General features: G+C 63.9%; 21 protein-coding genes. 17 read left to right on the forward strand and 4 right to left on the reverse strand.

Annotated features, from left to right (window positions below; all coding sequences use genetic code 11):
- The first annotated feature begins 136 nt into the window (after positions 1-136).
- The 7 genes from rsgA to AC1D14_RS00340 all read left to right on the forward strand — a co-directional run bounded on the left by rsgA (position 137) and on the right by AC1D14_RS00340 (position 7,187).
- Entirely contained in the window at positions 137-1,201 is a 1,065-nt protein-coding gene (rsgA, locus tag AC1D14_RS00310; protein WP_476880854.1) for a ribosome small subunit-dependent GTPase A, read from the forward strand.
- A gap of 174 nt (positions 1,202-1,375) precedes the next feature.
- On the forward strand, positions 1,376-2,476 hold the full coding sequence (locus tag AC1D14_RS00315) for an ABC transporter ATP-binding protein (protein WP_290369752.1): 1,101 nt from the start codon (positions 1,376-1,378) through the stop codon (positions 2,474-2,476).
- Entirely contained in the window at positions 2,476-3,189 is a 714-nt protein-coding gene (locus AC1D14_RS00320; protein WP_230118659.1) for an ABC transporter permease, read from the forward strand. Before AC1D14_RS00315 ends, AC1D14_RS00320 begins: the two co-directional genes overlap by 1 nt.
- On the forward strand, positions 3,186-3,932 hold the full coding sequence (locus AC1D14_RS00325) for an ABC transporter permease (protein WP_230118660.1): 747 nt from the start codon (positions 3,186-3,188) through the stop codon (positions 3,930-3,932). The genes AC1D14_RS00320 and AC1D14_RS00325 overlap by 4 nt, the downstream gene beginning before the upstream one ends.
- A complete protein-coding gene (locus AC1D14_RS00330) occupies positions 3,929-4,885 on the forward strand; it encodes an ABC transporter substrate-binding protein (protein WP_230118661.1) in 957 nt (318 codons plus the stop codon). Before AC1D14_RS00325 ends, AC1D14_RS00330 begins: the two co-directional genes overlap by 4 nt.
- A gap of 191 nt (positions 4,886-5,076) precedes the next feature.
- Positions 5,077-6,297, forward strand: a complete 1,221-nt coding sequence (locus AC1D14_RS00335) for a pyridoxal phosphate-dependent aminotransferase (RefSeq protein ID WP_230118662.1) — start codon at positions 5,077-5,079, stop codon at positions 6,295-6,297.
- Positions 6,298-6,332: 35 nt separating this feature from the next.
- Positions 6,333-7,187, forward strand: a complete 855-nt coding sequence (locus tag AC1D14_RS00340; RefSeq protein ID WP_476880735.1) for a polyphosphate kinase 2 family protein — start codon at positions 6,333-6,335, stop codon at positions 7,185-7,187.
- A gap of 5 nt (positions 7,188-7,192) precedes the next feature.
- Here AC1D14_RS00340 and AC1D14_RS00345 read toward each other — a convergent pair whose 3' ends face one another.
- Both AC1D14_RS00345 and xseA read right to left on the reverse strand, forming a co-directional pair.
- The gene (locus AC1D14_RS00345; RefSeq protein WP_230118664.1) at positions 7,193-7,444 is read right to left on the reverse strand and encodes an exodeoxyribonuclease VII small subunit; all 252 of its coding nucleotides are present in this window, start codon (positions 7,442-7,444) and stop codon (positions 7,193-7,195) included.
- 78 nt (positions 7,445-7,522) lie between these two features.
- Positions 7,523-8,818 (reverse strand): exodeoxyribonuclease VII large subunit, encoded by a 1,296-nt coding sequence (gene xseA / locus AC1D14_RS00350; RefSeq protein ID WP_476880736.1) that lies wholly within the window; start codon positions 8,816-8,818, stop codon positions 7,523-7,525.
- 182 nt (positions 8,819-9,000) lie between these two features.
- Between xseA and AC1D14_RS00355 the strand changes: the two genes are divergently transcribed.
- Both AC1D14_RS00355 and AC1D14_RS00360 read left to right on the forward strand, forming a co-directional pair.
- Complete coding sequence (locus tag AC1D14_RS00355) at positions 9,001-9,849, forward strand: hypothetical protein (protein WP_476880737.1); 849 nt, start codon at positions 9,001-9,003, stop codon at positions 9,847-9,849.
- A gap of 133 nt (positions 9,850-9,982) precedes the next feature.
- The gene (locus AC1D14_RS00360) at positions 9,983-11,059 is read left to right on the forward strand and encodes a 4-hydroxy-3-methylbut-2-enyl diphosphate reductase (protein ID WP_476880738.1); all 1,077 of its coding nucleotides are present in this window, start codon (positions 9,983-9,985) and stop codon (positions 11,057-11,059) included.
- 68 nt (positions 11,060-11,127) lie between these two features.
- Here AC1D14_RS00360 and AC1D14_RS00365 read toward each other — a convergent pair whose 3' ends face one another.
- Positions 11,128-12,369 (reverse strand): DNA recombination protein RmuC, encoded by a 1,242-nt coding sequence (locus tag AC1D14_RS00365; protein ID WP_476967918.1) that lies wholly within the window; start codon positions 12,367-12,369, stop codon positions 11,128-11,130.
- 155 nt (positions 12,370-12,524) lie between these two features.
- On the opposite strand from AC1D14_RS00365, the gene ychF reads away from it, so the two are divergent.
- From ychF to AC1D14_RS00385, 4 genes are all read left to right on the forward strand, one after another.
- Positions 12,525-13,610 carry a redox-regulated ATPase YchF gene (gene ychF, locus AC1D14_RS00370; protein WP_230118669.1) on the forward strand — a complete coding sequence of 362 codons (1,086 nt, stop codon included), beginning with the start codon at positions 12,525-12,527 and terminating at the stop codon, positions 13,608-13,610.
- Between the two features lie 327 nt (positions 13,611-13,937).
- Positions 13,938-15,716: an ABC transporter family substrate-binding protein gene (locus AC1D14_RS00375; protein WP_230118670.1), complete on the forward strand. Its 1,779-nt coding sequence runs from the start codon at positions 13,938-13,940 to the stop codon at positions 15,714-15,716.
- A 176-nt stretch (positions 15,717-15,892) separates the two neighbouring features.
- Positions 15,893-17,434, forward strand: a complete 1,542-nt coding sequence (locus tag AC1D14_RS00380; protein WP_230118671.1) for an ABC transporter permease subunit — start codon at positions 15,893-15,895, stop codon at positions 17,432-17,434.
- Positions 17,431-18,570: an ABC transporter permease gene (locus AC1D14_RS00385; RefSeq protein ID WP_230118672.1), complete on the forward strand. Its 1,140-nt coding sequence runs from the start codon at positions 17,431-17,433 to the stop codon at positions 18,568-18,570. The genes AC1D14_RS00380 and AC1D14_RS00385 overlap by 4 nt, the downstream gene beginning before the upstream one ends.
- Positions 18,571-18,592: 22 nt before the next feature.
- Here the strand turns inward: AC1D14_RS00385 and AC1D14_RS00390 are convergent, their stop codons facing one another.
- A complete protein-coding gene (locus AC1D14_RS00390; protein ID WP_230118673.1) occupies positions 18,593-19,222 on the reverse strand; it encodes a PH domain-containing protein in 630 nt (209 codons plus the stop codon).
- Positions 19,223-19,301: 79 nt separating this feature from the next.
- Here AC1D14_RS00390 and AC1D14_RS00395 point away from each other — a divergent pair, with 79 nt between their 5' ends.
- From AC1D14_RS00395 to AC1D14_RS00410, 4 genes are all read left to right on the forward strand, one after another.
- Positions 19,302-21,131, forward strand: a complete 1,830-nt coding sequence (locus AC1D14_RS00395) for an ABC transporter ATP-binding protein (RefSeq protein ID WP_230118674.1) — start codon at positions 19,302-19,304, stop codon at positions 21,129-21,131.
- A 230-nt stretch (positions 21,132-21,361) separates the two neighbouring features.
- Positions 21,362-23,002 (forward strand): peptide ABC transporter substrate-binding protein, encoded by a 1,641-nt coding sequence (locus AC1D14_RS00400; RefSeq protein WP_230118675.1) that lies wholly within the window; start codon positions 21,362-21,364, stop codon positions 23,000-23,002.
- Positions 23,003-23,217: 215 nt separating this feature from the next.
- Positions 23,218-24,147: an ABC transporter permease gene (locus AC1D14_RS00405; protein ID WP_230118676.1), complete on the forward strand. Its 930-nt coding sequence runs from the start codon at positions 23,218-23,220 to the stop codon at positions 24,145-24,147.
- On the forward strand, positions 24,137-25,129 hold the full coding sequence (locus tag AC1D14_RS00410; RefSeq protein ID WP_230118677.1) for an ABC transporter permease: 993 nt from the start codon (positions 24,137-24,139) through the stop codon (positions 25,127-25,129). The genes AC1D14_RS00405 and AC1D14_RS00410 overlap by 11 nt, the downstream gene beginning before the upstream one ends.

Consider the following 25,129-nt stretch of genomic DNA (forward strand, 5'->3'; position numbering starts at 1 on the left):
TTCCGGCCCTTTAGCGGCCGCAGTGCAGCAATCAACCAACAGTTCCAGTTCAAGCCATGGTTCCAGTTCAAGCCACAATTCCGATCCGACCCCGAGCCACGGCGAAGCGGCAACCCCTATTGCCGGCACCGAAAAGCTGAGGGGACCCGTGCAGTTTGGCTTTACGGAGAGTGCCGCCGTGCGCTTCAGGGCCCACCCGGCAGGCGGCGGACAGACGCCGGGCCGGGTTGTGCGGGTGGACCGCAACCGCCTTCTCGTCGCAACGGCAGACGGTCAGATGAGCGTGCCCTACCCGTCTGCCGGACCGGTGCCGGCCACCGGCGACTGGGTCTGGCTCGGGCCCATCCATGCCGGTGGACCCGGTGTCGCGGCCGTGCTTCCGCGCACGTCCGAGCTGAGCCGCAAGCGGGCATTCGAAGCGTCCTCTGACGCGCAGGTTCTCGGCGCCAACATTGACGTGGTTGGCGTGGTGGTCCCGGTGGACCGGCCGCTGACCCACAACAGGCTGGAGCGGACCCTTGTGGCCGCCTGGGATTCCGGTGCCGTGCCCCTGGTGATCATCACGAAGGCCGATCTGTCCGACCTGGCGGATGACGTCGTGGGAAAGGTGATCCTGCAGGCCGCCGGAGTGGACGTGGTGACCACCTCCGCGGAGCAGGGCGACGGCCTGGACGAGCTGCTGGCCCATGTGCCGCCGGGCGGGACGCTCGTGTTGCTCGGGCCGTCCGGGGCCGGAAAGTCCACGCTCATCAACGCGCTCGCCGGCCACGAGGTCCAGTCCACCGGGGAAGTGCGCGCCGCGGACGGGAAGGGAAAGCACACCACCACGTCGCGGGAGCTGGTGCCGCTGCCCGGCGGTGCAGTGCTCATGGACACGCCCGGCGTCCGCGGCTTTGGCCTCTTTGATGCCGATGACGGCATGGGCGAGATGTTCGGTGATCTGGCGGAACTCTTCAGGCAGTGCCGTTTTTCCGACTGTGCCCATGACCGGGAGCCTGACTGCGCAGTCCGGACCGCGCTCGACGACGGCTCCCTCGATCCCAGGAGGTGGGCGAGTTACCTGAAGCTGCAGCGTGAACTGGCGGCCCTGAACCGGCGCCACGACGCCGCGGCACGGAGGGCGTACCAGCGTGAATGGCACCAGAAGGTCGCCGTGGCGGCCAGAACCCAGCGCGCAGGTGACCGGCCCAGGAAACGCTGACCCATCCCAACCCGCGTTGTCTCCGAATGGTTACGGTATCCGCGTCGGCGGTTACATTGCTGCGGGCACTGGTTACGCTTTGTCAAGACGTGCTTTACACCTAAAAATGGGCGGGCTTATGATCAGCTCGCTTCACCGTCCAAAGTTGCCGCCAACAGTTAGGTAAGCCAGGGAATGGCCGAAGCCATGATTGAGTTCGAGAGCGTCACCAAGAGGTACCAGAGCGGACAGCCGGCAGTGGACCAGTTGAGCATGTCCATCGACAAAGGCTCCATCACGGTGTTCGTCGGACCATCAGGCTGCGGCAAGACGACATCCCTGCGCATGATCAACCGGATGGTTGAGCCCACGTCCGGAACCATCACCGTGGACGGCAAAGACGTCACATCCGTTCCGGCGGCAGAACTGCGGCGGTCCATGGGGTACGTTATGCAGTCCTCCGGGCTCATGCCGCACCGGTCGGTCCTGGACAACATCGCTACCGTGCCGCGCCTGAACGGCGTGTCCAAAGCCGACGCCCGCAAACGGGCGGAGGAACTGCTCGACGTCGTCGGGCTGGCGTCGATGCTCGGGAAGCGGTATCCGTCGCAGCTCTCCGGCGGCCAGCAGCAGCGCGTCGGCGTGGCCCGCGCGCTCGCCGCCGACCCGCCGGTTCTGCTCATGGACGAGCCCTTCAGCGCGGTGGATCCCGTGGTGCGGGACGAGCTCCAGCACGAGCTGCTGCGGCTGCAGCGAGATCTGGCGAAGACGATTGTCTTTGTCACCCATGACATCGACGAGGCGACAGTCCTGGGGGACAAGGTGGCGGTCTTCGCCGTCGGCGGCAAACTGGCGCAATACGCGACGCCGGAGGAGATCCTGCGGGCCCCCGCCAACGAGTTTGTTGCTTCCTTCGTGGGCCGCGACCGCGGGTTCCGGCACCTGGCCTTCACCGCGGCCGACGGCGTGACCATCCATCCTGTGCCGACTGTCACCAGGGGCGGCAACAGCTCAGCCCCGCTGGCGGATTCTTCTGACGGCTGGCGCCTGGTGGTGGACCAGGAGTCGCGGCCGCTGGGTTGGGAAAGCCCGGACCGTGATGCGGAGCTCATCCCCGGCGGTTCGCTGTTCCGGTCCGGCGAGACGCTACGGCGGGCTCTGGACTCGGCACTCTCCTCCCCGTCAGGGCTGGGAGTCGCGGTGGACGGTGACGGACGGGTCGCGGGCGTGGTCAAGGCTGCCGAAGTGCTGGCCGTCATCGAGTCTGCCCGCCAGGTCCGGCAGGCCGCGCTCTGATGGACTGGTTCCTGGCCAACAACGGCATGGTCTTTGAACGGGCGGGGCAGCACCTGGTCCTGGCCCTGGTTCCGATGCTCCTTGGCCTGCTGATTTCCATTCCGCTGGCGCAGCTTTCACGCCGCCACACCGCGCTCAGGTCGCTCGTGAACACCATCAGTTCGCTGCTCTATACCATCCCCTCACTGGCGCTGTTCATCATCCTGCCGCCCCTGCTGGGGACCCGGATCCTGGACCCTGCGAACGTCGTAGTCGCCCTGACTATTTATGCGGTGGCGCTCCTGGTACGGGCCGCGATGGATGCCTTCGATTCGGTGGATGACGACCTCCGCCAGGCGGCTGTGGCCATGGGCTACAAGCCTGGCGCGCGCTTCCTGCAGATCGACCTGCCGCTGTCCCTGCCTGTCCTTTTTGCAGGTCTCCGCGTGGTCTCGGTCAGCAATATTTCGCTCGTCAGCGTGGCGGCGCTGCTCGGGGTGGGAAACCTGGGAATGCTGTTTACCGACGGACTGCAGCGCAACTTTGTCACCGAAGTGGTGGTGGGGATCGTTGCCATCCTGCTGCTGGCGCTGCTCATGGACGCGATCCTGGTTGTGCTGGAAAGGTTGCTCACACCGTGGACCCGGGCGTCGGCCGCCTCGCCGCGCTCCGATGTGAAAACGGGTGCTGAGTTCATCGCCGAGACGCACGTCCATGCGGGGGCGGGATCGTGAGCGACATCTTTACCGATACCTTCGCCTGGCTCGCGGATCCTAAGCACTGGTCCGGAAGCTCCGGAATCCCCGTGCGGCTGCTGGAGCACCTGCAGTACAGCGGCCTTGTGCTTGTCATCGCCGCGGCCATCGCCCTTCCCGTGGGGCTGTACATCGGGCACACCGGGAGGGGCCGGGTGGCAGCCGTGGCCGTGGCAGGTGCCCTGCGCGCCTTGCCGACGCTGGGACTCCTGGTGCTGTTCGCCCTGATTGCCGGCAGCGGGCTCATGCCACCGGTATGGGCGCTGGTGATCCTCACCGTCCCGCCGCTGCTGGCAGGTACCTACGCGGGCATCTCGAGCGTGGACACCACGGTGGTGGACGCCGCACGCGCCATGGGCATGAAGGAACTGCAGATCCTGTTCAGCGTGGAGCTTCCCAACGGACTGCAGGTGATGTTCGGCGGCATCCGCACCGCCGTGCTCCAGGTCATCGCCACTGTCTCCGTGGTGGCCTACCTTCCGCTCGGCGGCCTCGGACGTTACCTGTTCGACGGGCTCGTCCTTCAGGACTTTCCGCGGATGCTGGCGGGCTCACTGCTGATCGCAGGCCTGGCAATCGCCGTCGACCTTATCCTGGCAGCAGCCCAGCGGCTGCTGGTGTCACCCGGACTTTCCACCCGTTCCAAGGGCGGCCGCAAGGCCGTCACCGATCTCACGGCTGCCGCACCCGCGGCGGCCGCTGTTCAAGGAGGCTCCCAATGAATCACCCCGTCCACACGACCATCACCCGCCGTGGCCTGGGCGGCCTGGCCGCTGGTGTCGGTATTGCCCTTGCCCTCTCCGCGTGCAGCAGCGGTAGTCCGCTGTCCTCACCGACCACCAGTGCGGGCAGTGCGGCCGCCGGCGGTTCCCTGGTGGTCGGTTCCGCAGACTTTCCCGAGAGCCAGATCATCGCCGAGATTTACGCCGGTGCCCTGAACGCTGCCGGTGTCACAGCAACCACAAAACCGAACATCGGCTCCCGGGAGATCTACTTCAAGGCTGTCCAGGACGGGTCCGTTGACGTTGTTCCGGACTACTCCGGTAACCTGCTGTCCTTTGTAAACACCGAGGCGCCCGAAGTTTCGGCGGACGACATCTTCAAGGCGTTGCCGGAAAAGCTTCCCAAGGGCGTCGCAGTCCTGGAACCTTCCAAGGCTGAGGACAAGGACGCCATGGTGGTCACCAAGGCCACCGCGGAAAAGTACCAGCTGAAGTCCATTGAAGACCTCGCCAAGGTCTGCAAGGACCTCACCATGGCAGCTCCGGCCACCTTCGAAACCCGGTCCTATGGATTCCCGGGCCTGAAGACGAACTATGGCTGCGAGCTCAAGGCTTTGAAGCCCTTCAGCGACGGCGGCGGAAACCTGACCCTGAAGGCCCTCCTGAATGATGAGGTCCAGGTGGCCGACATCTTCACCACCACACCGTCCATCGCCGACAACGACCTCGTGGTCCTGGAAGACCCCAAGAGCAACTTCAAGGCCCAGCAGGTGCTGCCGCTCTACAACGAGGCCAAGGTGACAGACAAGGCAAAGGAAGCGCTGAACAGTGTCTCAAAGACTCTCACCACGGAGGACCTTATCAACCTCAACCGGGCAGTGAGCGGCAGCCAGAAGCAGAACGCCAAGGACGCCGCAGCCGCCTGGCTCAAGGACAAGGGCATCGTCAAGTAAACCCTTTGCTGTCCTGCGCTGAAACAGCGGTACAGCACTTGAGCTAACGACGACGGCGGCTGCCGGACCCAGCTGGGGGTGCCGGCAGCCGCCGTCGGGGTTTAACGGACCTCAGCGGATGCGATGGTCCGGCCGTTCCGTGTGAGCCAAGTCTCCCCGGAAGTACAACCCGCATATGGCATATTTGATGGATGGCAGAATTCAAGCAGTCCACCAAGCTTCATAATGTCCTTTACGACATCCGTGGACCGATTCTTCAGGCCGCCCAGCAGATGGAGGCGGAGGGTCACCGGATCCTCAAACTGAACATCGGAAACCCGGCACCTTTCGGTTTTGAAGCGCCGGACGCGATCCTGGTGGACATGATCCGCCACCTGCCACATGCCCAGGGCTACAGCGACTCGCGGGGCATCTTCTCGGCTCGTACAGCAGTCTCGCAGTACTACCAGACCCGGGGCATCCAGAACATCCACGTGGATGATATCTACCTCGGCAACGGCGTGAGCGAGCTCATCACCATGTCGCTAATGGCGCTCCTTGACGACGGCGACGAGGTCCTCATCCCCACTCCGGATTACCCGCTGTGGACTGCCTCGGTGGCTCTGGCGAGCGGGCGGCCCGTGCACTACCTGTGCGATGAGGAATCGGGCTGGCAGCCGGACCTGGAGGACCTCGAGTCCAAGATCACGCCGCGCACCAAGGGCATCGTGGTGATCAACCCGAACAACCCCACCGGTGCCGTGTACCCGGAGGAGACCCTCAAGAAGATTGTGGCCCTGGCTGAGAAGCACGGTCTGGTCCTCTTCGCGGACGAAATCTACGAGAAGATCCTGTACGAGGATGCCGTTCACGTGAACCTGGCCAGCCTGACCGGCGACGACGTGCTGTGCCTGACCTTCAGCGGATTGTCCAAGGCCTACCGTGTGTGCGGCTATCGGGCAGGGTGGATGGCCATCTCGGGGCCGAAGAAGGACGCCTCGGATTACCTCGAAGGCATCAATCTGCTCGCCAATATGAGGCTGTGCGCCAATGTACCGGCACAGCATGCCATCCAGACCGCGCTGGGCGGCTATCAGAGCATCAACGACCTCATTCTTCCCGGCGGCCGCCTGCTGGAGCAGCGGAACAAGGCCTATGACATGCTGAACGCCATTCCCGGCGTGAGCACTCAGCAGGCCAGGGGAGCCCTGTACCTGTTCCCCAGGCTGGACCCCGATGTTTACCACATCCGCGATGATGAAAAGTTCGTCCTGGACCTCCTCAGGGAGCAGAAAATCCTGGTGTCCCACGGCCGGGCCTTCAACTGGGTGCGGCCTGACCACTTCAGGATGGTGACCCTGCCGAACGTCAAGGACATCGAGGAGGCAATCGGCCGCATGGGAGACTTCCTCAGCAGGTACCAAGGGAACTAGCCTGTTCCCACGTACAACTGCAGAAAGAGGTCACCATGGCCGGCGTCGTGGAATTCGGGAAGTTCCCCTCCGGGACTTTGAGAGTTGACAAGGGATTCAAGCTTGAGGATGTGGACCCCAATGCGACGCCTGGCTACACCGGGAAGAAAGCCGACGGCGAGGAGCTGCTCGCGGATCTTGACGGCAAGCTGGCCGAGCTGCAGGAGAAGCTGTTCGCTGAGGCCAAGTTTGGCGGCTCCAAACGGGTCCTGCTGATCCTGCAGGGAATGGACACCGCAGGTAAAGGCGGAATCGTGAAGCACGTCCTGGGCGCGATGGATCCCCAAGGGGTCAGGTTCAAGTCGTTCAAGGCGCCCACCGATGAGGAGAAGGCCTACGACTTTCTCTGGCGGATTGAAAAGGTAGTGCCCGCTGCGGGCACGATGGGCGTCTTCGACCGTTCGCACTACGAGGATGTCCTGATCCACCGTGTCCACGGCTGGGCCGACCCGAAAGAACTTCAGCGGCGGTACGCCGCCATCAACGAATTCGAAGCCAGGCAGACGGCAGTGGGTACCGCGGTCATCAAGGTCATGCTGAACATCAGCAGTGACGAGCAGAAGAAGCGGCTGCTGGCACGGTTGGACACACCGGCGAAGCACTGGAAATACAGCACCGGGGATCTGAAGGAGCGCGCCTTCTGGGATGACTATATGGCCGCTTACCAGGCTGCGTTCGATGCCACGTCGACGGACGGCGCCCCTTGGTACGTCGTTCCGGCGAACAAGAAATGGTATGCGCGCATCGCGGTGCAGCAGCTGCTGCTCGAGGCGCTCATGGCCCTCAAGCTGGAGTGGCCCAAGGCTGACTTCGACGTCGACGCCGAGCGCCGCCTCCTCGAGAAGTCCTAGCCGTTCTAGCCGTCCTTGCGGGCGGCAGCCAGCCTCTTCCGCGCGCCCTCCAGCCATTCTTCACAGCGCCGGGCCAAGGCCTCACCGCGCTCCCAGAGGGCTAGTGAATCTTCAAGGCTTGTGCCGCCTGCTTCAAGTTTGGACACGACGCCCACCAGTTGTTCGCGGGCTTCCTCGTAGCTGAGGGCCTCTATCTCTGCCGGCAGCGCTGTCGCTGCCGCGCTGCTGGAGCCGGTCTGGTCGGAGCGGTCTGTCATGTCGGTTTCACCTGTCGGGTTGGTCTGGCTGGTTTCGCGGGTGGGATTAATTCGGAGGATGGGGCCGGGTTCGCTGGGTCAGGCACCTGACGCCTGGTGCCCTCCAATGGAGGTGGCACCGAACCGCCCGCCCGCGACACGGACGGAGAGCTCTGTCCCGGACGGAACCTGGGCCGGATGGCGAACGACGGCCCCTTCCGTGCCCGGGGCCTTGCCTCCGGCGAGCTGGACCACGGCGTATCCGCGGTCCAGGGTCTGCTGGGGTGACAGGGCGCGGACCTGGGCCTGAAGATGCACAAGCTGGTCGGCGGCCCTTGTGACGGCGGCGCTGATGGCTGCAGTCGATCGGCGGCCAAGCCGTTCCACGTCGTCCGCGCGCGCGGAGACCATGCCTTCGGGCGCGGCAAGGACGGGGCGGGACCTCAGCGCGGCGAGGCGGTCGGACTCCCTGGCAACGAGCTGCGTCACCGAGCGGTGCAGTTGGGCCTCGGCCTGGCGCACTCGGGCGAGCTCTTCAGAGACCTCCGGAACTATCCGCTTGGCGGCGTCCGTCGGGGTGGACGCGCGCAGGTCGGCGACGTCGTCCAGGATGGGACGGTCCGCCTCGTGCCCGATAGCGCTCACGACAGGGGTCAGGACGCCGGCGACGGCACGGATCAGTTCCTCGTTGCTGAAGGGCAGGAGGTCCTCCAGTGCGCCGCCTCCGCGTGCAATGACGATGACGTCGACGTCGGGGCGGGAGTCGAGTTCCCTCAGGGCACCAATAATCTGTGCAACCGCTGTATTTCCCTGGACGGCGACTTCGCGGACCTCAAACTCGACGGCGGGCCAGCGCAGGGCCGCGTTGCGGAGGACATCCTTCTTGGCGTCCGAGTCCCGGCCGGTGATCAGGCCGATGCGGTGGGGGAGGAGTGGCAGCCGCTTCTTCCGGGACTCGGCGAAGAGACCTTCGGCAGCGAGGGCGTGGCGCAGCCGTTCGATCCGGGCGAGGAGGTCGCCCAGGCCCACCGGGCGGATGTCTTTGACGGACATGTTCAGGCGGCCGGTCTTCAGCCAGAACTCGGCCTTGAGCAGGGCTACCACCCTGCTTCCGCGTTCGAGCGGGGTCTCCTGGCGGTCGAGGACCTTGGACCAGATGGAAGCCGGAAGGGAAATCTCGGCATCCACGTCCCGGAGTGTCAGGAATGCGCTGCTGCCGCGGCGGTTCAGCTCGATGACCTGTCCCTCCACCCACGCGGCCGGTGCCCGTTCAATGTGCGTCTTGAGTTTTTGGGACAGCAACTGCAGCGGCCACGGGTTGTCCGGGCTGGTATCGGCGGCGGTGGCGGGCACCGTTGTGGGACCCCCGGCCGGCACGGTGGCATTTTCAGCCATGCGCTGCCCGGGTAGCCGTGATTGCCTGATGCATGTGGCGGTCCTTTGCCTTCGCGGTGGGTTAACCAACTCTATCCATAGCTTTATCACCGGTTGCCGACATTTTTTGAACATGCGGCGACGCCCCTAGGATGGCAGTGTCCCAACTGCCAGCCAGGAACCCCGACCAGCTAGGAACCCCCTTGCGCTCTTTTGTTTCGGCCTTGGCCGTCATCCTTGGCCTGCTGCTGTCAGCGATTGCTGTCCCGGCCATCTGGGTGGACCGCAATATCGTGCAGGAGGACGGATTTGCGGCACTGGCCGCCCCCTTGGGTAAGGATCCGACTTTTCAGAAGCGCCTTGCAACTGCAGCCGTGGCGAGTATCGACACGGCGGGCAGCATCCCCGGACCCCTGTCAGAGCTCGTCCGGCCGGTGCTGGAATCGGCTGCCGCGTCTCTCACGGGACTGCCGGGATACCCTGCAGCCTGGGAAGAGACGCTGCGAAAGAGCCACCGCCTCAACTTTGCAGCCCCAGCCACCCTTCCGCCCGACGCCGACTCCGCGACTTCCGTCACCCTGGATGTGGCGCCACTCGTGGCCCTGGTGACGAAACAGGTCTCGGCCAAGGCGGGGGTTCCGCTGGAGGCGCCGGCCCAGACCCTCGTAAACATCGGCCAGTCCAACCAGCGGCAGCTTATCGAACGGGTCGCCGTGTACGCCCCGGTCGGTTACAGTCTGGCCATCGGGGCAGGAATCGCGTTCCTCCTGGCCCTCCTTGTTGCCCGGCGCCGCTGGAAAGTGCTGGCAGGAATCGGTATCGGAGCGCTTGCGCTTGCCGGGCTGTGGAACCTGGGGTCAAGCTGGGCCTCGGACGCCGTCGTGGGCACTGCAAGCGGAAACGAAGTGGCGGACCTGTTCAAGCGGGAGTTCGTGGCAGCATCGACGGCTGGCTTCGGGTCCTGGATCCTCGCTGCCGCGATCACCGGAGCCGCGCTTCTGGCAGCAGGACTCGTGGCCGGGATCATCGGCGCCCGCGCCCGCAAGGGCTGAGCACCTCTCGCCGTGATCACCCCCGGCGTGACGGACCGGCTGAATCGCCGGACCGACCGATTTACCGGAGCGGCCGATTTACAGTAGCGGCCGCGCACCCGGGGCGAAGTCCCGCACCCGGTAGCATGGAGAAATGACCTCCTCAGCAGTCTCCCTTTCGATGCCAACCGTCCCGCGCAGGCGGCGTCCGCCGGAGGAAGTTCTGGCAGCCGCGCCGGTTACCGGCACCAAGAGGGTTCTGCTGGCGGCTCCGCGCGGATACTGCGCCGGTGTGGACCGCGCCGTGATCGCCGTTGAGAAGGCTCTGGAACACTACGGGCCCCCTGTATACGTCCGCAAGCAAATCGTCCACAACGTGCACGTGGTCAGTTCCCTTGAAGAACAGGGCGCCATTTTCGTCGATGAAACCGATGAGGTGCCCGAGGGCGCCCTGGTGATCTTCTCAGCCCACGGCGTGTCCCCGGCCGTGGTCCAGTCTGCTGAGGAGCGCGGTCTGCGCACCATCGACGCCACGTGCCCCCTGGTGACCAAGGTCCACAAGGAAGCGGTCCGCTTCGCGAAAGACGACTTCGACATCCTCCTCATCGGCCACGACGGCCACGAGGAAGTCGAGGGAACCGCCGGCGAAGCCCCGGAGCACATCCAAATCATCAACGGCCCGCACGAAGTGGACAAGGTGACCGTCCGGGACCCGGAAAAGGTGATCTGGCTTTCCCAGACCACACTGAGCGTTGACGAAACCATGGAAACTGTTAGGCTGCTCAAGGCTCGGTTCCCGACCCTCCAGGACCCGCCCAGTGATGACATCTGCTACGCCACCACGAACCGCCAGGTGGCCATCAAGAAGATTGCGCCCCAGGCGGATCTGGTAATCGTCGTCGGATCGGCGAACTCTTCCAACTCGGTGCGGCTGGTTGAGGTCGCCTTGGAGTATGGTGCCAAGGCTTCCTACCGCGTGGATTTCGCGAACGAGGTGGATGAGGCCTGGTTTGAAGGTGTCGCCACCGTTGGAGTCACGTCCGGTGCATCCGTGCCGGAGGTGCTGGTAAAGGACGTCCTCCGCCTCCTGGCCGACTACGGCTACGGCGCTGTCGAGGAGGTAGTCACCGCAGAGGAGGATCTGCTGTTCTCCCTGCCCAAGGAGCTCCGCGCCACCCTCAAGGAAGCCGGCGACGTCTCCCGTGCCCTCGGCGGCAGGCGCTCGCGCTAACTCACCTTCCCGACGGGGCCGTGTCCGGAAGTGCGGTCGGCCCGGCGGCTCCCGGACGTGGCGCCTGCCTACGCGGCGTCTTCGGACGCTTCCTCGAGTTCCCGGCCGGTCTGGTCGGTGGCCTGCAGTTCGGGAGCGGAAACGGAGCGGGGTGTGACCTGGACCGCCGGAGGCGTCACAAGCCCGGCCGCGTCAAGGGCATTCAGTTTCCGCGCCGTGGGGAGGACCCGTGCTTCAAGGGTGCCCACCATTGAGTTGTAACGGTCGACCGACGATTTCAGCGAAGACCCCAGCTTGCTGACGTTGTCGCCGAGTGTCCCCATCCGCTCGTAGAGCTGCCGGGCGAGTTCGAACAGTTCGCGGGCACTGTCCGTCAGGACGTCCTGCCGCCACGTGAACGCCACGGACTTGAGTACGGCCAGGAGCGTGCCGGGCGAAGCAAGGACCACGTTCTTGGAAAGGGCGTGGTCCAAAAGCCCGGGATCAGCGGACAGCGCGGCGGCGAGGATTGACTCCGCCGGCAGGAAGCAAATGACGAGCTCAGGGGAGTTGCCCGATATGTCCCAGTACTTCTTGTTGCTGAGGGCATCCACATGGGTCTTGAGAGCCTTGGCATGGGCTGTCAGGAGTGCCTGCTGGGTTGACTGGGTCAGCACAGCCTTGTCCCTGTCCGGCTGGCCAAGATCCTGTGCCTCAAGGTACGCGGACAGCGGCACCTTGGCGTCCACCACGAGCTGCTTGTCGCCGGGCAGCTGAACCACCAGGTCCGGACGGACCGACGAGTCAGAACCCTGGCTGCGGAGTTGCTCGTGGAAATCGACGTGGCGAAGCATCCCGGCGGCTTCAACCACCCGGCGCAACTGCACCTCGCCCCACTGGCCGCGCGCGCTGTTGGAACGCAGCGCCGATTCGAGTGCGTGCGTGGACCTCATCAGCTGTTCGTCCGAGAGCCTGGCTTCCTGCAGTTGCTGTGCCAGCTGCCCATATTGCTCGAGCCTGTCCCGTTCCAGCAGGGAGACCTGTTGCTGGACGGCCGTCAGTTTTTCGGCAACCGGCGCCAAAGCCCGCAGCACGCTGCCGTCCTGCTGCCGGGATTCGCCCAGCTCCCTGTTCTGGACGGCCAGCAGCTTCCGCTCGGCGTCGGCAGCAGCGTAGTGGGCGCTGACCTCCGAAAGCCGCGCCGAAACGCCGTCGAAATCCGCTTCAAGCGCGGCGCTCCGGCGGCGCAAGACCGTGTAGGCGAAGGCTGCCCCCGCCAGGGCGCCGAGCAGCAGCATCAGGAGGGCCAGAATGACTGAAAAAGAATCCATGCATTCACTGTGGCATGCAGGTGCGACATTTTTGCCGAAGGCAACGGCGCCACGGCCGCAGGCCTCAATTGAACTGTGTCTGCCGCAGGCCCGCGCGTCCGGCAGCGGGGCGCCGGTAGCCGCCGGCGCCGCCGTAACGGGTAGAATCAATGTCCGTGGCTCTTACTATTGGCATCGTCGGACTGCCCAACGTCGGCAAATCAACTCTTTTCAACGCCCTGACCCGTAATCAGGTGCTTGCGGCGAACTATCCGTTCGCCACCATCGAACCGAATGTCGGCGTCGTGAACCTGCCCGACCCCCGGCTTCAGCAGCTCGCGGAGATTTTCGGGTCCCAGCGTTTGCTGCCGGCCGCGGTGTCTTTTGTTGACATCGCCGGCATCGTCAAAGGTGCGTCCGAAGGCGAGGGCCTGGGCAACCAGTTCCTCGCCAACATCCGGGAGGCCGAGGCGATCGCCCAGGTCGTCCGCGTGTTCGACGACCCCGACGTTATCCACGTCGACGGCAAGGTGGACCCGCGCTCCGACATGGAGACCATCAACACCGAGCTGATCCTGGCTGACCTCCAGACGATCGAAAAGGCCGTCCCCAGGATCGAAAAAGAAGTCAAGATCAAGAAGCGCGAGGCCGCGGAGCTGGCCGCCATCAAGGCGGCCCAGGTGGTGCTGGAACGCGGCGACACCATCTTCTCCTCGGTCAAGAGCGACAAGCTTGAGATGGAGCACCTCAAGGAACTCAGCCTCCTGACGGCCAAGCCTTTCATCTACGTCTTCAACGCGGACGAAGGAATCCTGGGCAGCCCCGAGAAGCAGGAAGAGCTCCGCGCCATGGTCGCGCCTGCAGACTGCATCTTCCTCGACGCCAAGCTCGAGTCCGACCTCGTGGAGCTGGATGAGGAGGAAGCGCGTGAAATGCTGGAAATGAACGGGCAGGATGAATCCGGCCTGGACCAACTTGCCCGAGTGGGCTTCCACACCCTCGGGCTGCAGACGTACCTGACGGCAGGCCCGAAGGAAACCCGCGCGTGGACCATCCACCAGGGCGACACCGCGCCGCAGGCGGCCGGCGTCATCCACTCGGACTTTCAGCGCGGGTTCATCAAGGCCGAAGTTGTTTCCTTCGGGGACCTCATCGATGCCGGTTCCATGGCCGAGGCGAAGTCCCGCGGCAAGGTCCGCATCGAAGGCAAGGAATACGTCATGGCCGACGGCGACGTCGTCGAGTTCCGCTTCAACGTCTGAGGTTGCGGTACGCACTCTTCAGTGATTGAGAATTAACAAGTAGGAGCCCTGATCCCTAGGATCGGGGCTTTTGCTGTGATTGGCGCGCATACCCACCCGCACCGATGCAGTCAAGCGTTTCTTGCAGAATGCCACCTCCAGTTTCCGCCTAGGTTGCATCTCGATAACAACCTTTACTGAGGGACAACTTTCGGTCCGCAGCCCCCGCCTTCGGGTCTAGGCTACTTCCCATGTGAGACATGCCACATGCTCACTGGGGGGATGTGGCGGTCTGGCCGGCGTCTACAGCGGCGGTCCTTTCCACACTAAAGAGACATAGGAGGCGGAATGCGATTTGGTCGTATTTCCAAAGCAGTAGGCGTTGCCGCGGCTGCGGCGCTGGCGCTCAGCGCCTGCGCCAGCACCAACACCGGGACAACCCCGTCAAGCAACGCGGCCGGCAAACAGGGGGGCACCGCCACTGTGGTCGAGGTGAATGCGTTCAATACGTTCAACCCCAATACGGCCGACGGCAACACTGACATCAACTCGAAGGTCAGCTACGCCACCCACTCGGGCTTTTACTACATCGACAACAAGCTCAACGTTGTCCGCAATGAAAAGTTCGGCAAGATGGAAAAGACCTCCGATGATCCCTTGACCGTCAAGTACACCATCAACGAAGGCGTCAAATGGTCGGACGGCACGCCCGTCACGGCAGCGGATCTCCTCCTCCAATGGGCTGCCTTCTCCGGCTACTACAACGACGCCGACGCCGATGGGAAAGCCGGAACGTCGTACTTCTCCTACGCGGGTGACCCCACCGGCCTCGCCCTCACGGACTTCCCGGAAATCGGCGACAACAACCACTCGATGACCATCAAGTACTCCAAGCCGTTCGCTGACTGGGAAATCGCACTTGGCGGACCCGGGATTGACATCCCGGCGCACGTGCTGGCGAAGAAAGCCGGCCTGGCGGACACCCAGGCGTTCATTGACCTCCTCAAGGGCATGCCGCGCGGCGACTCCAAGGCCCCGAAGCCTGCCGACGCCAAGCTTAAGGCAATGTCTGATCTCTGGAACACCGGATTCGACTCCAAGACCCTGCCGAGTGATCCGAGCCTGTTCCTGTCCAACGGTCCCTTCATCGTCAAGAGCGTCAACCAGGACCAGTCCCTGACCATGGTCAAGAACAAGGACTACAACTGGGGCCCCGAAGCCAAGCTCGATGAAATCACCGTCCGCTACATCGGTTCCTCTCCTGCCCAGGTACAGGCACTGAAAAATGGCGAGGCGGATATCATCGCCCCGCAGGCCTCCGCAGACACGCTTGACCAGCTGAAGGCACTTGAGAGCCAGGGCGTGACCGTAGAGCAGGGCAACCAGCTCTCCTACGACCACATCGACCTTAACTTCTCAGGACCGCTGGCAGACAAGAACGTCCGCGAAGCATTCATGAAGACGGTTCCCCGCAAGGACATCGTCGACAAGATCGTAAAGAAGCTTGATCCGGAAGCGAAGCCGCTGGATTCGCAGCTCTTTGTTCCGGCCCAGCCTGCCTACGCAGACTCCGTGAAGGAAAACGGCGCCTCGGCGTACCAGGACGCTGACGTTGACGGAGCCAAGAAGCTCCTCGCCGGCAAGACTCCGGAAATCCGGATCATGTACAACAAGGACAACCCGAACCGTGTGGATGCCTTCTCCCTGATCCGCGAGTCGGCAACCAAGGCGGGCTTCAAGATCGTCGACGGCGGCCTTGGCGCCTCTGACTGGGGTAAGGCGCTGGGCAAGGGCGGTTACGACGCCACGATCTTCGGTTGGATCAACCCGGGCGTTGGAGTCTCCGGCGTGCCGCAGATCTTCCGGACGGGCAACGGTTCCAACTTCAACAAGTTCAGCGATCCCGAGGCCGACAAGCTGATGGATGAACTCATCGTGACGACCGACCGGGGCAAGCAGGACGACCTCATCAAGCAGGTCGACAAGAAGATCTGGGCCTCTGCCTACGGCCTTCCTCTGTTCCAGTCCGTTGGAGTGGACGCCTACAGCGACCGCATCACCGGAGTGAAGTTCATGCCGAACCAGACGGGCGTCTGGTGGAACTTCTGGGAGTGGGCCGAGAAGTAAGCCGATGACCACAACCGCAACAAGGTAGCTGAGGCGCCGGGATCAAGCACCATGGTCCCGGCGCCTTGCAGCGACATCTCCCGCCTGTGCCGCTGCCGAAACACAACAGGCGGGCACGGCCAAACCTGCGACCGGTCCGGGCAATCCCTGGGCCCGAATACTGAGGTTCTATCAAAATGGTGACCTACATCGTCCGGCGGCTAGTCACCGCGGCACTCATTCTTCTGGGTGCATCCTTCCTGGTGTATCTGCTGACCGCGGCGTCCGGTGATCCGCTTGCAGAGTTCCGGGCCAGCAGCCAGCCCAATAAACAGCAGCTGATGGATTCAAGGTCCGCACTCCTGGATCTGGACACCCCGGCTCCGCTGCGGTACTTCAAATGGCTCGGCGGCGCCGCCAAGTGCCTCGTGCCGTTCGCCGGCTCCTGCGATCTCGGCAAGAACATCGCTGGACAGCCCATAACCGATGCGTTGGGGCATGCCCTCGTGCAGACACTCACGCTGGTTACCGGCGCCGCCGTCCTGGCGATCCTCGTGGGCATTACGCTCGGCATCATCACGGCATTGCGGCAGTACAGCACGTTGGACTACGGCGTGACTTTCATGGCCTTCCTGTTCTTTTCCCTCCCCATTTTCTGGGTCGCCGTACTGCTTAAGGAATTCGGCGCCATCGGCTTCAACGACTTCCTCAGGAATCCGCAGATACCGCTTCCGCTGGCCATAGGCATCGGCGTGGTGTTCGGCCTGGTGGCCATGGTGGTTGCAGGTGGGGACACGAAGCGGCGGGTATTGACGGGCGGGATCGTATTCGCCGTCGTGACGGCAGTGCTCATCTACTTCTCGGTCACCCAATGGTTTAAGACTCCAGGGCTCGGGCCTGTGGTCATCGCCATTGCCGGCGTCGGACTCGCCTTTGCGGTGACCCTGTTGACGGCAGGGCTCAGGAACCGGAAGGCGTTGCAGTCCGCACTCATCGCCGTCTGCGTGGGCGTGGTCGCGTACTTCCTCATCCAGCCGCTGCTCAATCAGGCGACCTTCCTCATGATTGTGCTGCTCGCCGTCGCCACCGTTCTTGTCGGCATGGCGATCGGCTACTTGGTGGGCGGCTATGACCGCGGCCAATCCATGCGCGCCGCAGCCATTACGTCCGTCCTCCTGGGATTTCTCGTCCTGCTGGACCGGTTCATGCAGGCGTGGCCGGCGTACTTCAACAACGGGAGGGTGCGGGGACGCCCCATCGCCACCATCGGTGCCGGCACCCCGAACATCGAGGGGGATTTCTGGGTACTTGGGCTCGATTCATTCACCCACCTGATCCTGCCCACCACGGCGCTCATCCTCATCTCGCTGGCCGGCTACACCAGGTTCACCCGAGCCTCCATGCTCGAAATCATGAACATGGACTACATTCGAACGGCCCGGGCCAAAGGCGTTTCTGAACGGACCGTGGTGATGCGCCACGCGTTCCGGAACGCCCTCATCCCGGTCGCCACGATCGTTGCCTTCGACATTGGCGGGCTCATCGGCGGTGCCGTGATCACGGAGACGGTGTTCTCCGTCCGCGGCATGGGCTTCCTGTTCCTCGATGGCATTCTGCACGTTGACCCCAACCCGGTCATGGGCGTCTTTATCTGCGTCGCCATCACGGCCATGGTGTTCAACCTCATCGCGGACCTTGCCTACTCCGCACTGGATCCACGAGTAAGGGTAAAAGCATGAGCCAGCCGAGTCAGCAGGACGAAATCGTGGCGGAGCAGGCCAGCCTGAAACAGCAGGCGGCTGCCGGCATCGAGCCCGTTATCGAGGCCAAAGGACTAAGCCAGGGACAGATCGTCCGCAAGCGGTTCCTCGGCCATTCCGGGGCGATCGTGGGCCTCATCGTCTTTGCCATCATTTTCATCATGGCCTTCACCGCCGTGGGGTATGCAGGGATCCCCGGATGGTGGCGCTACGGCCACGAGGACGTTTCGCCGCTGGTCAACGACGGTGCGCCAACAGCTTCGCTTTGGCCTCTGGCCTGGGGTGAACATCCTTTCGGACAGGACCGGATCGGCCGCGACCTGTTCGCCATGACAATGCGCGGGGCCCAGCAGTCCATCACCATCATGCTGGTCATCGGTCTTATTGCCGGGCTCATCGGCGTGGTCGTCGGCGCCCTGTCCGGCTACTTCAGGGGCTGGATGGAAGCCATCCTCATGCGCCTCACGGACGTCATCATCATCGTCCCTGCACTGCTCCTCGCGGCGGTCATGGCCCAGTTCGCGGGCCGGCGGGATGAGGGCAGCTGGTTTGCCACCTTCGCCAGCTCCAACGGCGTCCTGGCACTCGGCATTTTCCTCGGGCTGATCAGCTGGGTGGGGCTGGCAAGGCTCATGCGCGGTGAATTCCTCTCCCTGCGGGAGCGTGAATTTGTTGACGCCGCGCGGATATCGGGAGCGAGCAACGCCAGGATCATCTTCAAGCACATCCTGCCCAACGCCGTGGGAGTGCTGATCGTCAACGTCACGCTGACGATGTCCGCGGCGATTCTGACCGAGACCGCACTGAGCTACCTGGGCGTCGGCGTCAAGTCTCCTGACACCTCCCTCGGCCTGCTCATTTCGCAGAACCAGGAAGCCTTTGCGACCCGGCCGTGGCTGTTCTGGTTCCCGGGCCTCTTCATCGTCCTCATTTGCCTCAGCATCAACTTCATCGGCGACGGACTGCGGGACGCGTTTGATCCGCGCCAGAAGAAGTTCAATGCCAAGAAGGCGCGGGCCGCAGGCGGCTCTCCAGCAGCGGAGAAAACGCCGGTGACGGCCATTGACGGCGGAACCGTGGGCGGGAACGCGGCCGGCGAACACCGGGGAGCCTGACGTGCTACCGCAGCGCCCAGGGCTACAGCAGGGCAACGCCCCAGATGCTGAACGCAAGGAGCAGCACGGTGCCGCCCACCTCCAGCCAGCGGACGGTTATCAACACCGGGGTGGCCGCAGCGTTTCCGGCGTCAATGGCCCCGGATTCGACCAGCTGCTGCCAGCGGGTGCGGACCAGCTGTGCCGCCTGCCCGGAGTCGGTGCTTTTCAGGTCACCTGGCCGGACGGAATTCCCGGGGCCGTAGGTGGTCCCCGGCAGGCCGTGGAGGTCTTCCGGGCGGGCGTTGCGTCCGCCCCAGATGCCGGGAGCGGGCGCTGCCCAGGCACCGTAGCTTCTGGACGGTGTGACCAGGGTCAGGGCGTACCTCGTATCCACATGGACGAGGGCAGCCCAGGGCACCATGACGGACCGGAAGGGGTTCTCGAGCCGGACGCCGGCGTCGTGGACCACCACGGACGGCCGCCAAAACAACAGCCAGCCAAGATAGGCGATAAGGAGCAGCGGGCCGGTGCCGAGCATCGACCCGGCCCCGCCCGTCACTGCTGTGCCGACGAGCCCGACGCCGGCCACAAGCCAGGCAAGCCCGGCGAACCATTTGTTGGTGCGGGCTTTGAAGATCACAGCATTTTCGGCGTGCGGCGCAGTGCTCATGCCCCCAATAATTCAGGATTCCGAGCCGCAGCACTAATTTCAGCTGCTCCGCTGGCCCGGGTGGAAGGAAAACCCCAACATGTCTGACTACATCAGCCACGGCCCTGCCCTCACCGGCCCCGAGAATATAGGTGCTGTCGTCCTTGAGGTGCGCGACCTGAGCGTCGACTTCGGCGTGGACAAGAAGTGGGTTCCGGCCGCCGTCGGACTTAACTACGAAGTCCGGGCCGGCGAGGTCCTGGCGATCGTCGGTGAATCAGGTTCGGGAAAGAGTGCCAGTTCCATGGCGTTGCTGGGCCTGCTTCCCAGCAACAGCCGGGTCTCCGGCAGTGTCAAGCTCTCGGGTAAGGAGTTGCTCGGCGGCGACGCCTCCAACATTCGCAGTGTCCGCGGCAAGGACGTGGCCGTCATTTTCCAGGAGCCCATGACCGCCCTGAACCCGGTCTACACGGTGGGCGCCCAAATTGTCGAAACTGTGCGCCTGCACAACGAAGTGTCACCCGGGGAGGCCCGGGAACGCGCGCTGCGCATGCTGGACCTCGTGGAACTCCCGGATCCCGAGAAGGCGTTCAAGTCATACCCCCACCAGCTCTCAGGCGGGCAAAGGCAACGCGCCATGATCGCCCAGTCGCTCTCCTGCGATCCCAAACTGCTGATTGCGGACGAACCCACGACGGCCCTCGACGTGACAGTCCAGGCCGAAATCCTTGACCTGATGAGGAACCTGCGGAACAAGCTCGATAGTGCAATCGTCCTAATCACCCACGACATGGGCGTCGTCGCTGACCTCGCCGACCGGATCGCAGTGATGCGCCGCGGGCTGATCGTCGAGACCGGCACCGCCGACCAGATCTTCCACAACCCTCAGCACCCCTACACGCAGGCGCTGCTTGCCGCCGTGCCCCACCTCGGACAGGGCGGCGCCGGTTCAGAGGGGGAGGTGGACGTGACGGCCGCGCTGGCTGCCGCCACGCACGCCGAACTTGAATCGGTGGACCGCGAGGAGCTGGCCCGCCGGGAGCGCGAGAATGCCGCGGCCTTGGCCGCTGCCGAGGCGGCCAGGGCCTCCGGCGAACCGGTCCTCGAACTGACGGACGTCGCCATCGAGTACCCCAAGCAGGGGCGCGTGCCCGCCTTCCGGGCGGTGGAGGGTGCCAACCTGACCATCTACCCCGGCCAGGTCGTGGGGCTCGTTGGGGAGTCAGGGTCCGGAAAAACCACCATTGGGCGCGCAGCCGTGGGGCTGCTGCCTGTGGCCGCCGGCAAGATGCACGTGGTGGGCCAGGATATTTCCGCGGCCAAGAAAAACGGCAAGCAACTGCACCAGGTGCGGCGCCACATCGGGATGGTCTTTCAGGATCCGTCTTCGTCCCTGAACCCGCGCCTGCCCATCGGGGAAAGCATCGGCGAACCTATGTATCTCGCCGGGGTGGCGAAGGGTCCTGACCTGCAGAAGCGCATCGAGGCGCTGCTAGACCAGGTTGAGCTTCCCCGCGACTACCGCAACCGGTATCCGCATGAGCTCTCCGGCGGGCAGAAACAGCGCGTGGGTATTGCCCGCGCCCTCTCGCTGAAACCCAAGCTCATGGTGGCAGATGAGCCAACGTCGGCACTGGACGTGTCCGTGCAGGCGAAGGTCCTGGAGCTTTTCCAGAACCTGCAGCGCGAGCTCGGCTTCGCCTGCCTCTTCGTCACGCATGACCTTGCCGTGGTGGACGTCCTGGCGGACAGGATCTGCGTCATGCAGCGCGGTCGCATCGTGGAGCAGGGGACGCGCGACCAGATCCTCAGGAGCCCCCAGGAGCCCTACACACAGAGGCTGCTGGCGGCCGTACCGCTGCCGGATCCGGAAAGGCAGCGCGAACGGCGCGAGCTGAGGGCGCAGCTGCTCGCCACGGCGGCGGAGTAACCTGCGCCACATTTTGTGGAGTATAGTACTCGACGGTAACTTGTGACTTGCGGTCTCTGCGCTAAAGCGATAGAACCCGGTCACGGTTTGGCAACGGCGTACCACTATTTGGACTACTTGCGGTTAGGCTTCTTCCTCATGTAGCCCACGTCACACGATACGTCTGTGCCTGGACTGCGGGGATGCAAAAGATATCCCCTGAATCTCTCCCACAACACATAGGAGGCGGAATGCGTTTTTCGCGCACTTCCAAAGCACTGGGCATGATGGCTATCGCCGCACTTGCCCTGACCGGATGCGGCGGCGGCGGATCCAACTCCGGCAGCTCCAACGCAGCCGGAAACTCGAGCAAGGTCATTCTTGCCGATGGATCCGAACCCCAGCGCCCGCTCATGCCGGCCGACACCAATGAAGTTGGCGGCGGCAAGGTCATCGACATGATGTTCGCAGGTCTTGTCAGCTATGACCCCAGCGGCAAATCGGTCAACGAACTCGCCGAGTCGATCGAGGGCAAAGACGCCCAGCACTACACGATCAAGATCAAGAAGGACCAGAAGTTCACCAACGGCGAGGTCATCACCGCCAAGACCTTCGTGGATTCCTGGAACTTCGGCGCCGCCGCGAAGAACGCGCAGCTCAGCGGTGCGTTCTTTGAAAGCATCAAGGGCTACGACGAAGCCAGCGCAGAGGGCTCCAAGGTAGACACTATGTCCGGCCTGAAGGTCGTTGACGACCAGACGTTCACCGTTGAGCTGAAGCAGCCGGAATCCGACTGGCCGCTGCGCCTCGGTTACTCCGCATTCGTGCCGGTTCCGTCCGCCGCACTGAAGGACCCGAAGGGTTACGGCGAAAAGCCCGTCGGCAACGGCCCGTACAAGATGGCCGACGGCGGCTGGCAGCACAACGTGCAGATCCAGCTTGTGCCGAATCCGGACTACAACGGTCCCCGCAAGGCCAAGAACGCCGGCGTGACCTTCAAGATCTTCCAGAACGACGACGCCGCGTACCAGGACCTGCTGTCCAACAACCTCGACGTGCTGCAGACGATCCCCACGAGCGCGCTCAAGAACTTCAAATCCGACCTGGGCGAGCGGACCATCGAGAAGCCGTACGCCGGCAACCAGACGATCGCCATCCCGGAATACCTGCCCGAGTGGAGCGGCGAAGCGGGCAAGCTGCGCCGCCAGGCCATCTCCATGGCCATGAACCGCGACGAGATCACCAAGGTGATCTTCAACGGTGCGCGCAAGCCGGCCATGGACTTCACCGCTCCCGTGCTGGACGGCTACAGCGACAGCATCCCGGGTTCGGAAAACCTGAAGTTCGACGCCGCCAAGGCCAAGGACCTCTGGGCCAAGGCCGACGCCATCCAGAAGTGGGACGCCAACAAGACGTTCACCATTGCCTACAACGCCGACAAGGGCGGCCACAAGGCCTGGGTTGAAGCAGTCGTCAACCAGCTGAAGAACAACCTCGGCATCAAGGTTGAAGGCAAGCCGTATGCGACGTTCAAGGAAGCCCGCAACGACGCCACCGCCAAGACGCTGACCGGCTCCATCCGCGCCGGCTGGCAGGCGGACTACCCGTCGCTGTACAACTTCCTCGGCCCGATCTACAAGACCGGTGCAGGCTCCAACGACGCCGAATACGCAAACCCGGCGTTCGACAAGGCCGTCTCCGATGGCCTGAAAGCCTCCTCGGTCAGCGAGGGCAACACGGCGATGAACAAGGCCCAGGAGATCCTCCTGCAGGACCTTCCGGCCATCCCGCTGTGGTACCAGGTCTCCCAGGGTGGCTGGAGCGACCAGGTCACCAATGTTGACTACGCGTGGAACGGTGTTCCGCTCTACTACAACATCACTGGCAAGTAACTACTAAAACGACGGCGGGGGCTGCCTGGATTGGGGCCTCCGCCGTTGTTTTGCTTCCACCCAATTTCTCAGCACCCGCTTCGCCCGGTGCACTTCGCAGCCGGCCCGCCGTGACCGCACCGGCGTCGGCTGCACCCATAGTGAAAAGGTTCTTTGATGAACAACTCCGCCGCATCCTTGGACAGGATGCCTGCTGACGGGGGTGTCCTTCGCTGATGGCGACTTACATCCTCAAGCGTTTCCTGCAGCTGATTCCGGTATTCTTGGGCGCCACGCTGCTGGTGTATTTCCTGGTCTTCAGCCTGCCTGGCGACCCCATCGTGGCACTGTTCGGCGACAAGCCCGTCAATGAGGCCGTGGCTGCCCAGCTCCGCGCGCAGTACCACCTTGACCAGCCGTTCTGGATCCAATACCTGCTGTACCTCAAGGGGATCTTCACCTTCGACCTGGGCCAGGACTTCTCCGGACGACCGATCGCCGCAGTGCTGGGCGAGGTCTTCCCAGTGACGGCCCGGCTGGCCGTCATGGCGCTGATCTTCGAAGCCGTCTTCGGCATCATCTTCGGCCTGATCGCGGGACTCCGCAAGGGCAAGTTCTTCGACGCGACCGTCCTGATCGCATCCCTGATCGTGATCGGCATCCCGATCTTCGTGCTCGGCTTCCTGCTGCAGTTCACCATCGGCGTCCAGCTCGGCTGGGCCAAACCGACCGTCAGTTCGGCCGCCACGGTCCAGGATCTAATCCTGCCGGCGATCGTCCTCGGGCTGGGCTCCTTCGCCTATGTCCTGCGCCTCACCCGGACCAGCGTCATCGAAAACATGAACGCCGACTACGTACGCACCGCCACTGCCAAGGGCCTGTCCCGTTTCCGCGTGGTCCGCGTGCACATCCTCCGTAACTCGCTGATCCCGGTCATCACCTTCCTCGGCGCGGACCTGGGCGCCCTGATGGGCGGAGCCATCGTCACCGAGGGCATCTTCAACGTGCCGGGTGTCGGCAACCGGCTCTACCGCGCCGTCACACAGGGTGAAGGCCCCACGGTCGTCTCGATCGTCACCGTGCTGGTGCTGATCTATGTCGTATCCAACCTGCTTGTAGACCTGCTGTACGCCTGGCTTGACCCAAGGATCCGCTATGACGCCTGAGAACATGACCCCAGACCTGCGCACTGCGGCGCCGGCGAGGCGGCACGTCGAACACTTCGTTGCCGACTTTTCCGAGACACCGCTGCAAGCAACCGACAAGGTCCAGGAAGACCAGGCCCCGCTGAGCCTTTGGGGAGAGGCCTGGAAGAACCTGCGCAGGCAGCCGCTCTTCCTGATCTCCGCATTCCTGATCCTCGTCGTCGTCGCCGTGTCACTCTTCCCCTGGCTCTTTTCCGGCATCGACCCGGCCTCAGAAGCGTGCCAGCTGGCCAACTCCGACGCCGGACCGGCGACCGGACACCCGCTGGGCTTCACCCAGCTGGGCTGCGACGTGTACGCGCGCGTCATCTTCGGCACGCGTTCCTCGGTGACTGTGGGCCTCTTCACCACCCTTGGCGTCCTCATGATCGGCGGCATCACGGGAGCCCTCGCCGGATACTACGGCGGCTGGGTGGATGCCATCCTGGCCCGCATCAACGACATCTTCTTCGCGTTGCCGCTGATCCTCGGCGCCATCGTGATGATGCAGCTGCCTGTGTTCCGTGCCAACCGCACGGCCTGGACGCTCGTGTTGATCCTGGTCACCTTCGGCTGGCCGCAGATCGCCCGCATTACCCGCGGCGCCGTGATAGAGGTCCGCAACGCGGACTTCGTGACGGCCGCGCGCTCCCTGGGCGTCTCAAAGTTCGGCTCGCTCATGCGCCACGTCATGCCTAACTCGTTGGCGCCGATCATCGTCGTGGCCACCATATCCCTCGGCACCTTCATTGTTGCCGAATCGACGCTGTCGTTTCTGGGAATCGGGCTGCCGCCCAGCGTGATGTCCTGGGGCAACGACATCCAGTCGGCGCAGGCCTCCCTGAGGTCCAACCCGATGCCCCTGATCTACCCGGCCATTGCGCTGTCCATCACCGTCCTGAGTTTCATCATGCTGGGCGACGCCCTGCGTGATGCCCTCGATCCGAAAGCGCGCAAGCGATGA

Source organism: Arthrobacter sp. P1_B11 (genome assembly GCF_056406715.1).

What these genes read in the sequence shown, in the direction of transcription:
- AC1D14_RS00315 (WP_290369752.1), top strand. Translation starts at nt 1,376, where the DNA reads ATGGCCGAAGCCATGATTGAGTTCGAGAGCGTCACCAAGAGGTACCAG.
- AC1D14_RS00320 (WP_230118659.1), top strand. Translation starts at nt 2,476, where the DNA reads ATGGACTGGTTCCTGGCCAACAACGGCATGGTCTTTGAACGGGCGGGG.
- AC1D14_RS00330 (WP_230118661.1), top strand. Translation starts at nt 3,929, where the DNA reads ATGAATCACCCCGTCCACACGACCATCACCCGCCGTGGCCTGGGCGGC.
- AC1D14_RS00335 (WP_230118662.1), top strand. Translation starts at nt 5,077, where the DNA reads ATGGCAGAATTCAAGCAGTCCACCAAGCTTCATAATGTCCTTTACGAC.
- AC1D14_RS00340 (WP_476880735.1), top strand. Translation starts at nt 6,333, where the DNA reads ATGGCCGGCGTCGTGGAATTCGGGAAGTTCCCCTCCGGGACTTTGAGA.
- AC1D14_RS00345 (WP_230118664.1), bottom strand. Translation starts at nt 7,444, where the DNA reads ATGACAGACCGCTCCGACCAGACCGGCTCCAGCAGCGCGGCAGCGACA.
- xseA (WP_476880736.1), bottom strand. Translation starts at nt 8,818, where the DNA reads ATGGCTGAAAATGCCACCGTGCCGGCCGGGGGTCCCACAACGGTGCCC.
- AC1D14_RS00360 (WP_476880738.1), top strand. Translation starts at nt 9,983, where the DNA reads ATGACCTCCTCAGCAGTCTCCCTTTCGATGCCAACCGTCCCGCGCAGG.
- AC1D14_RS00365 (WP_476967918.1), bottom strand. Translation starts at nt 12,369, where the DNA reads ATGGATTCTTTTTCAGTCATTCTGGCCCTCCTGATGCTGCTGCTCGGC.
- AC1D14_RS00375 (WP_230118670.1), top strand. Translation starts at nt 13,938, where the DNA reads ATGCGATTTGGTCGTATTTCCAAAGCAGTAGGCGTTGCCGCGGCTGCG.
- AC1D14_RS00380 (WP_230118671.1), top strand. Translation starts at nt 15,893, where the DNA reads ATGGTGACCTACATCGTCCGGCGGCTAGTCACCGCGGCACTCATTCTT.
- AC1D14_RS00385 (WP_230118672.1), top strand. Translation starts at nt 17,431, where the DNA reads ATGAGCCAGCCGAGTCAGCAGGACGAAATCGTGGCGGAGCAGGCCAGC.
- AC1D14_RS00390 (WP_230118673.1), bottom strand. Translation starts at nt 19,222, where the DNA reads ATGAGCACTGCGCCGCACGCCGAAAATGCTGTGATCTTCAAAGCCCGC.
- AC1D14_RS00395 (WP_230118674.1), top strand. Translation starts at nt 19,302, where the DNA reads ATGTCTGACTACATCAGCCACGGCCCTGCCCTCACCGGCCCCGAGAAT.
- AC1D14_RS00400 (WP_230118675.1), top strand. Translation starts at nt 21,362, where the DNA reads ATGCGTTTTTCGCGCACTTCCAAAGCACTGGGCATGATGGCTATCGCC.
- AC1D14_RS00405 (WP_230118676.1), top strand. Translation starts at nt 23,218, where the DNA reads ATGGCGACTTACATCCTCAAGCGTTTCCTGCAGCTGATTCCGGTATTC.
- AC1D14_RS00410 (WP_230118677.1), top strand. Translation starts at nt 24,137, where the DNA reads ATGACGCCTGAGAACATGACCCCAGACCTGCGCACTGCGGCGCCGGCG.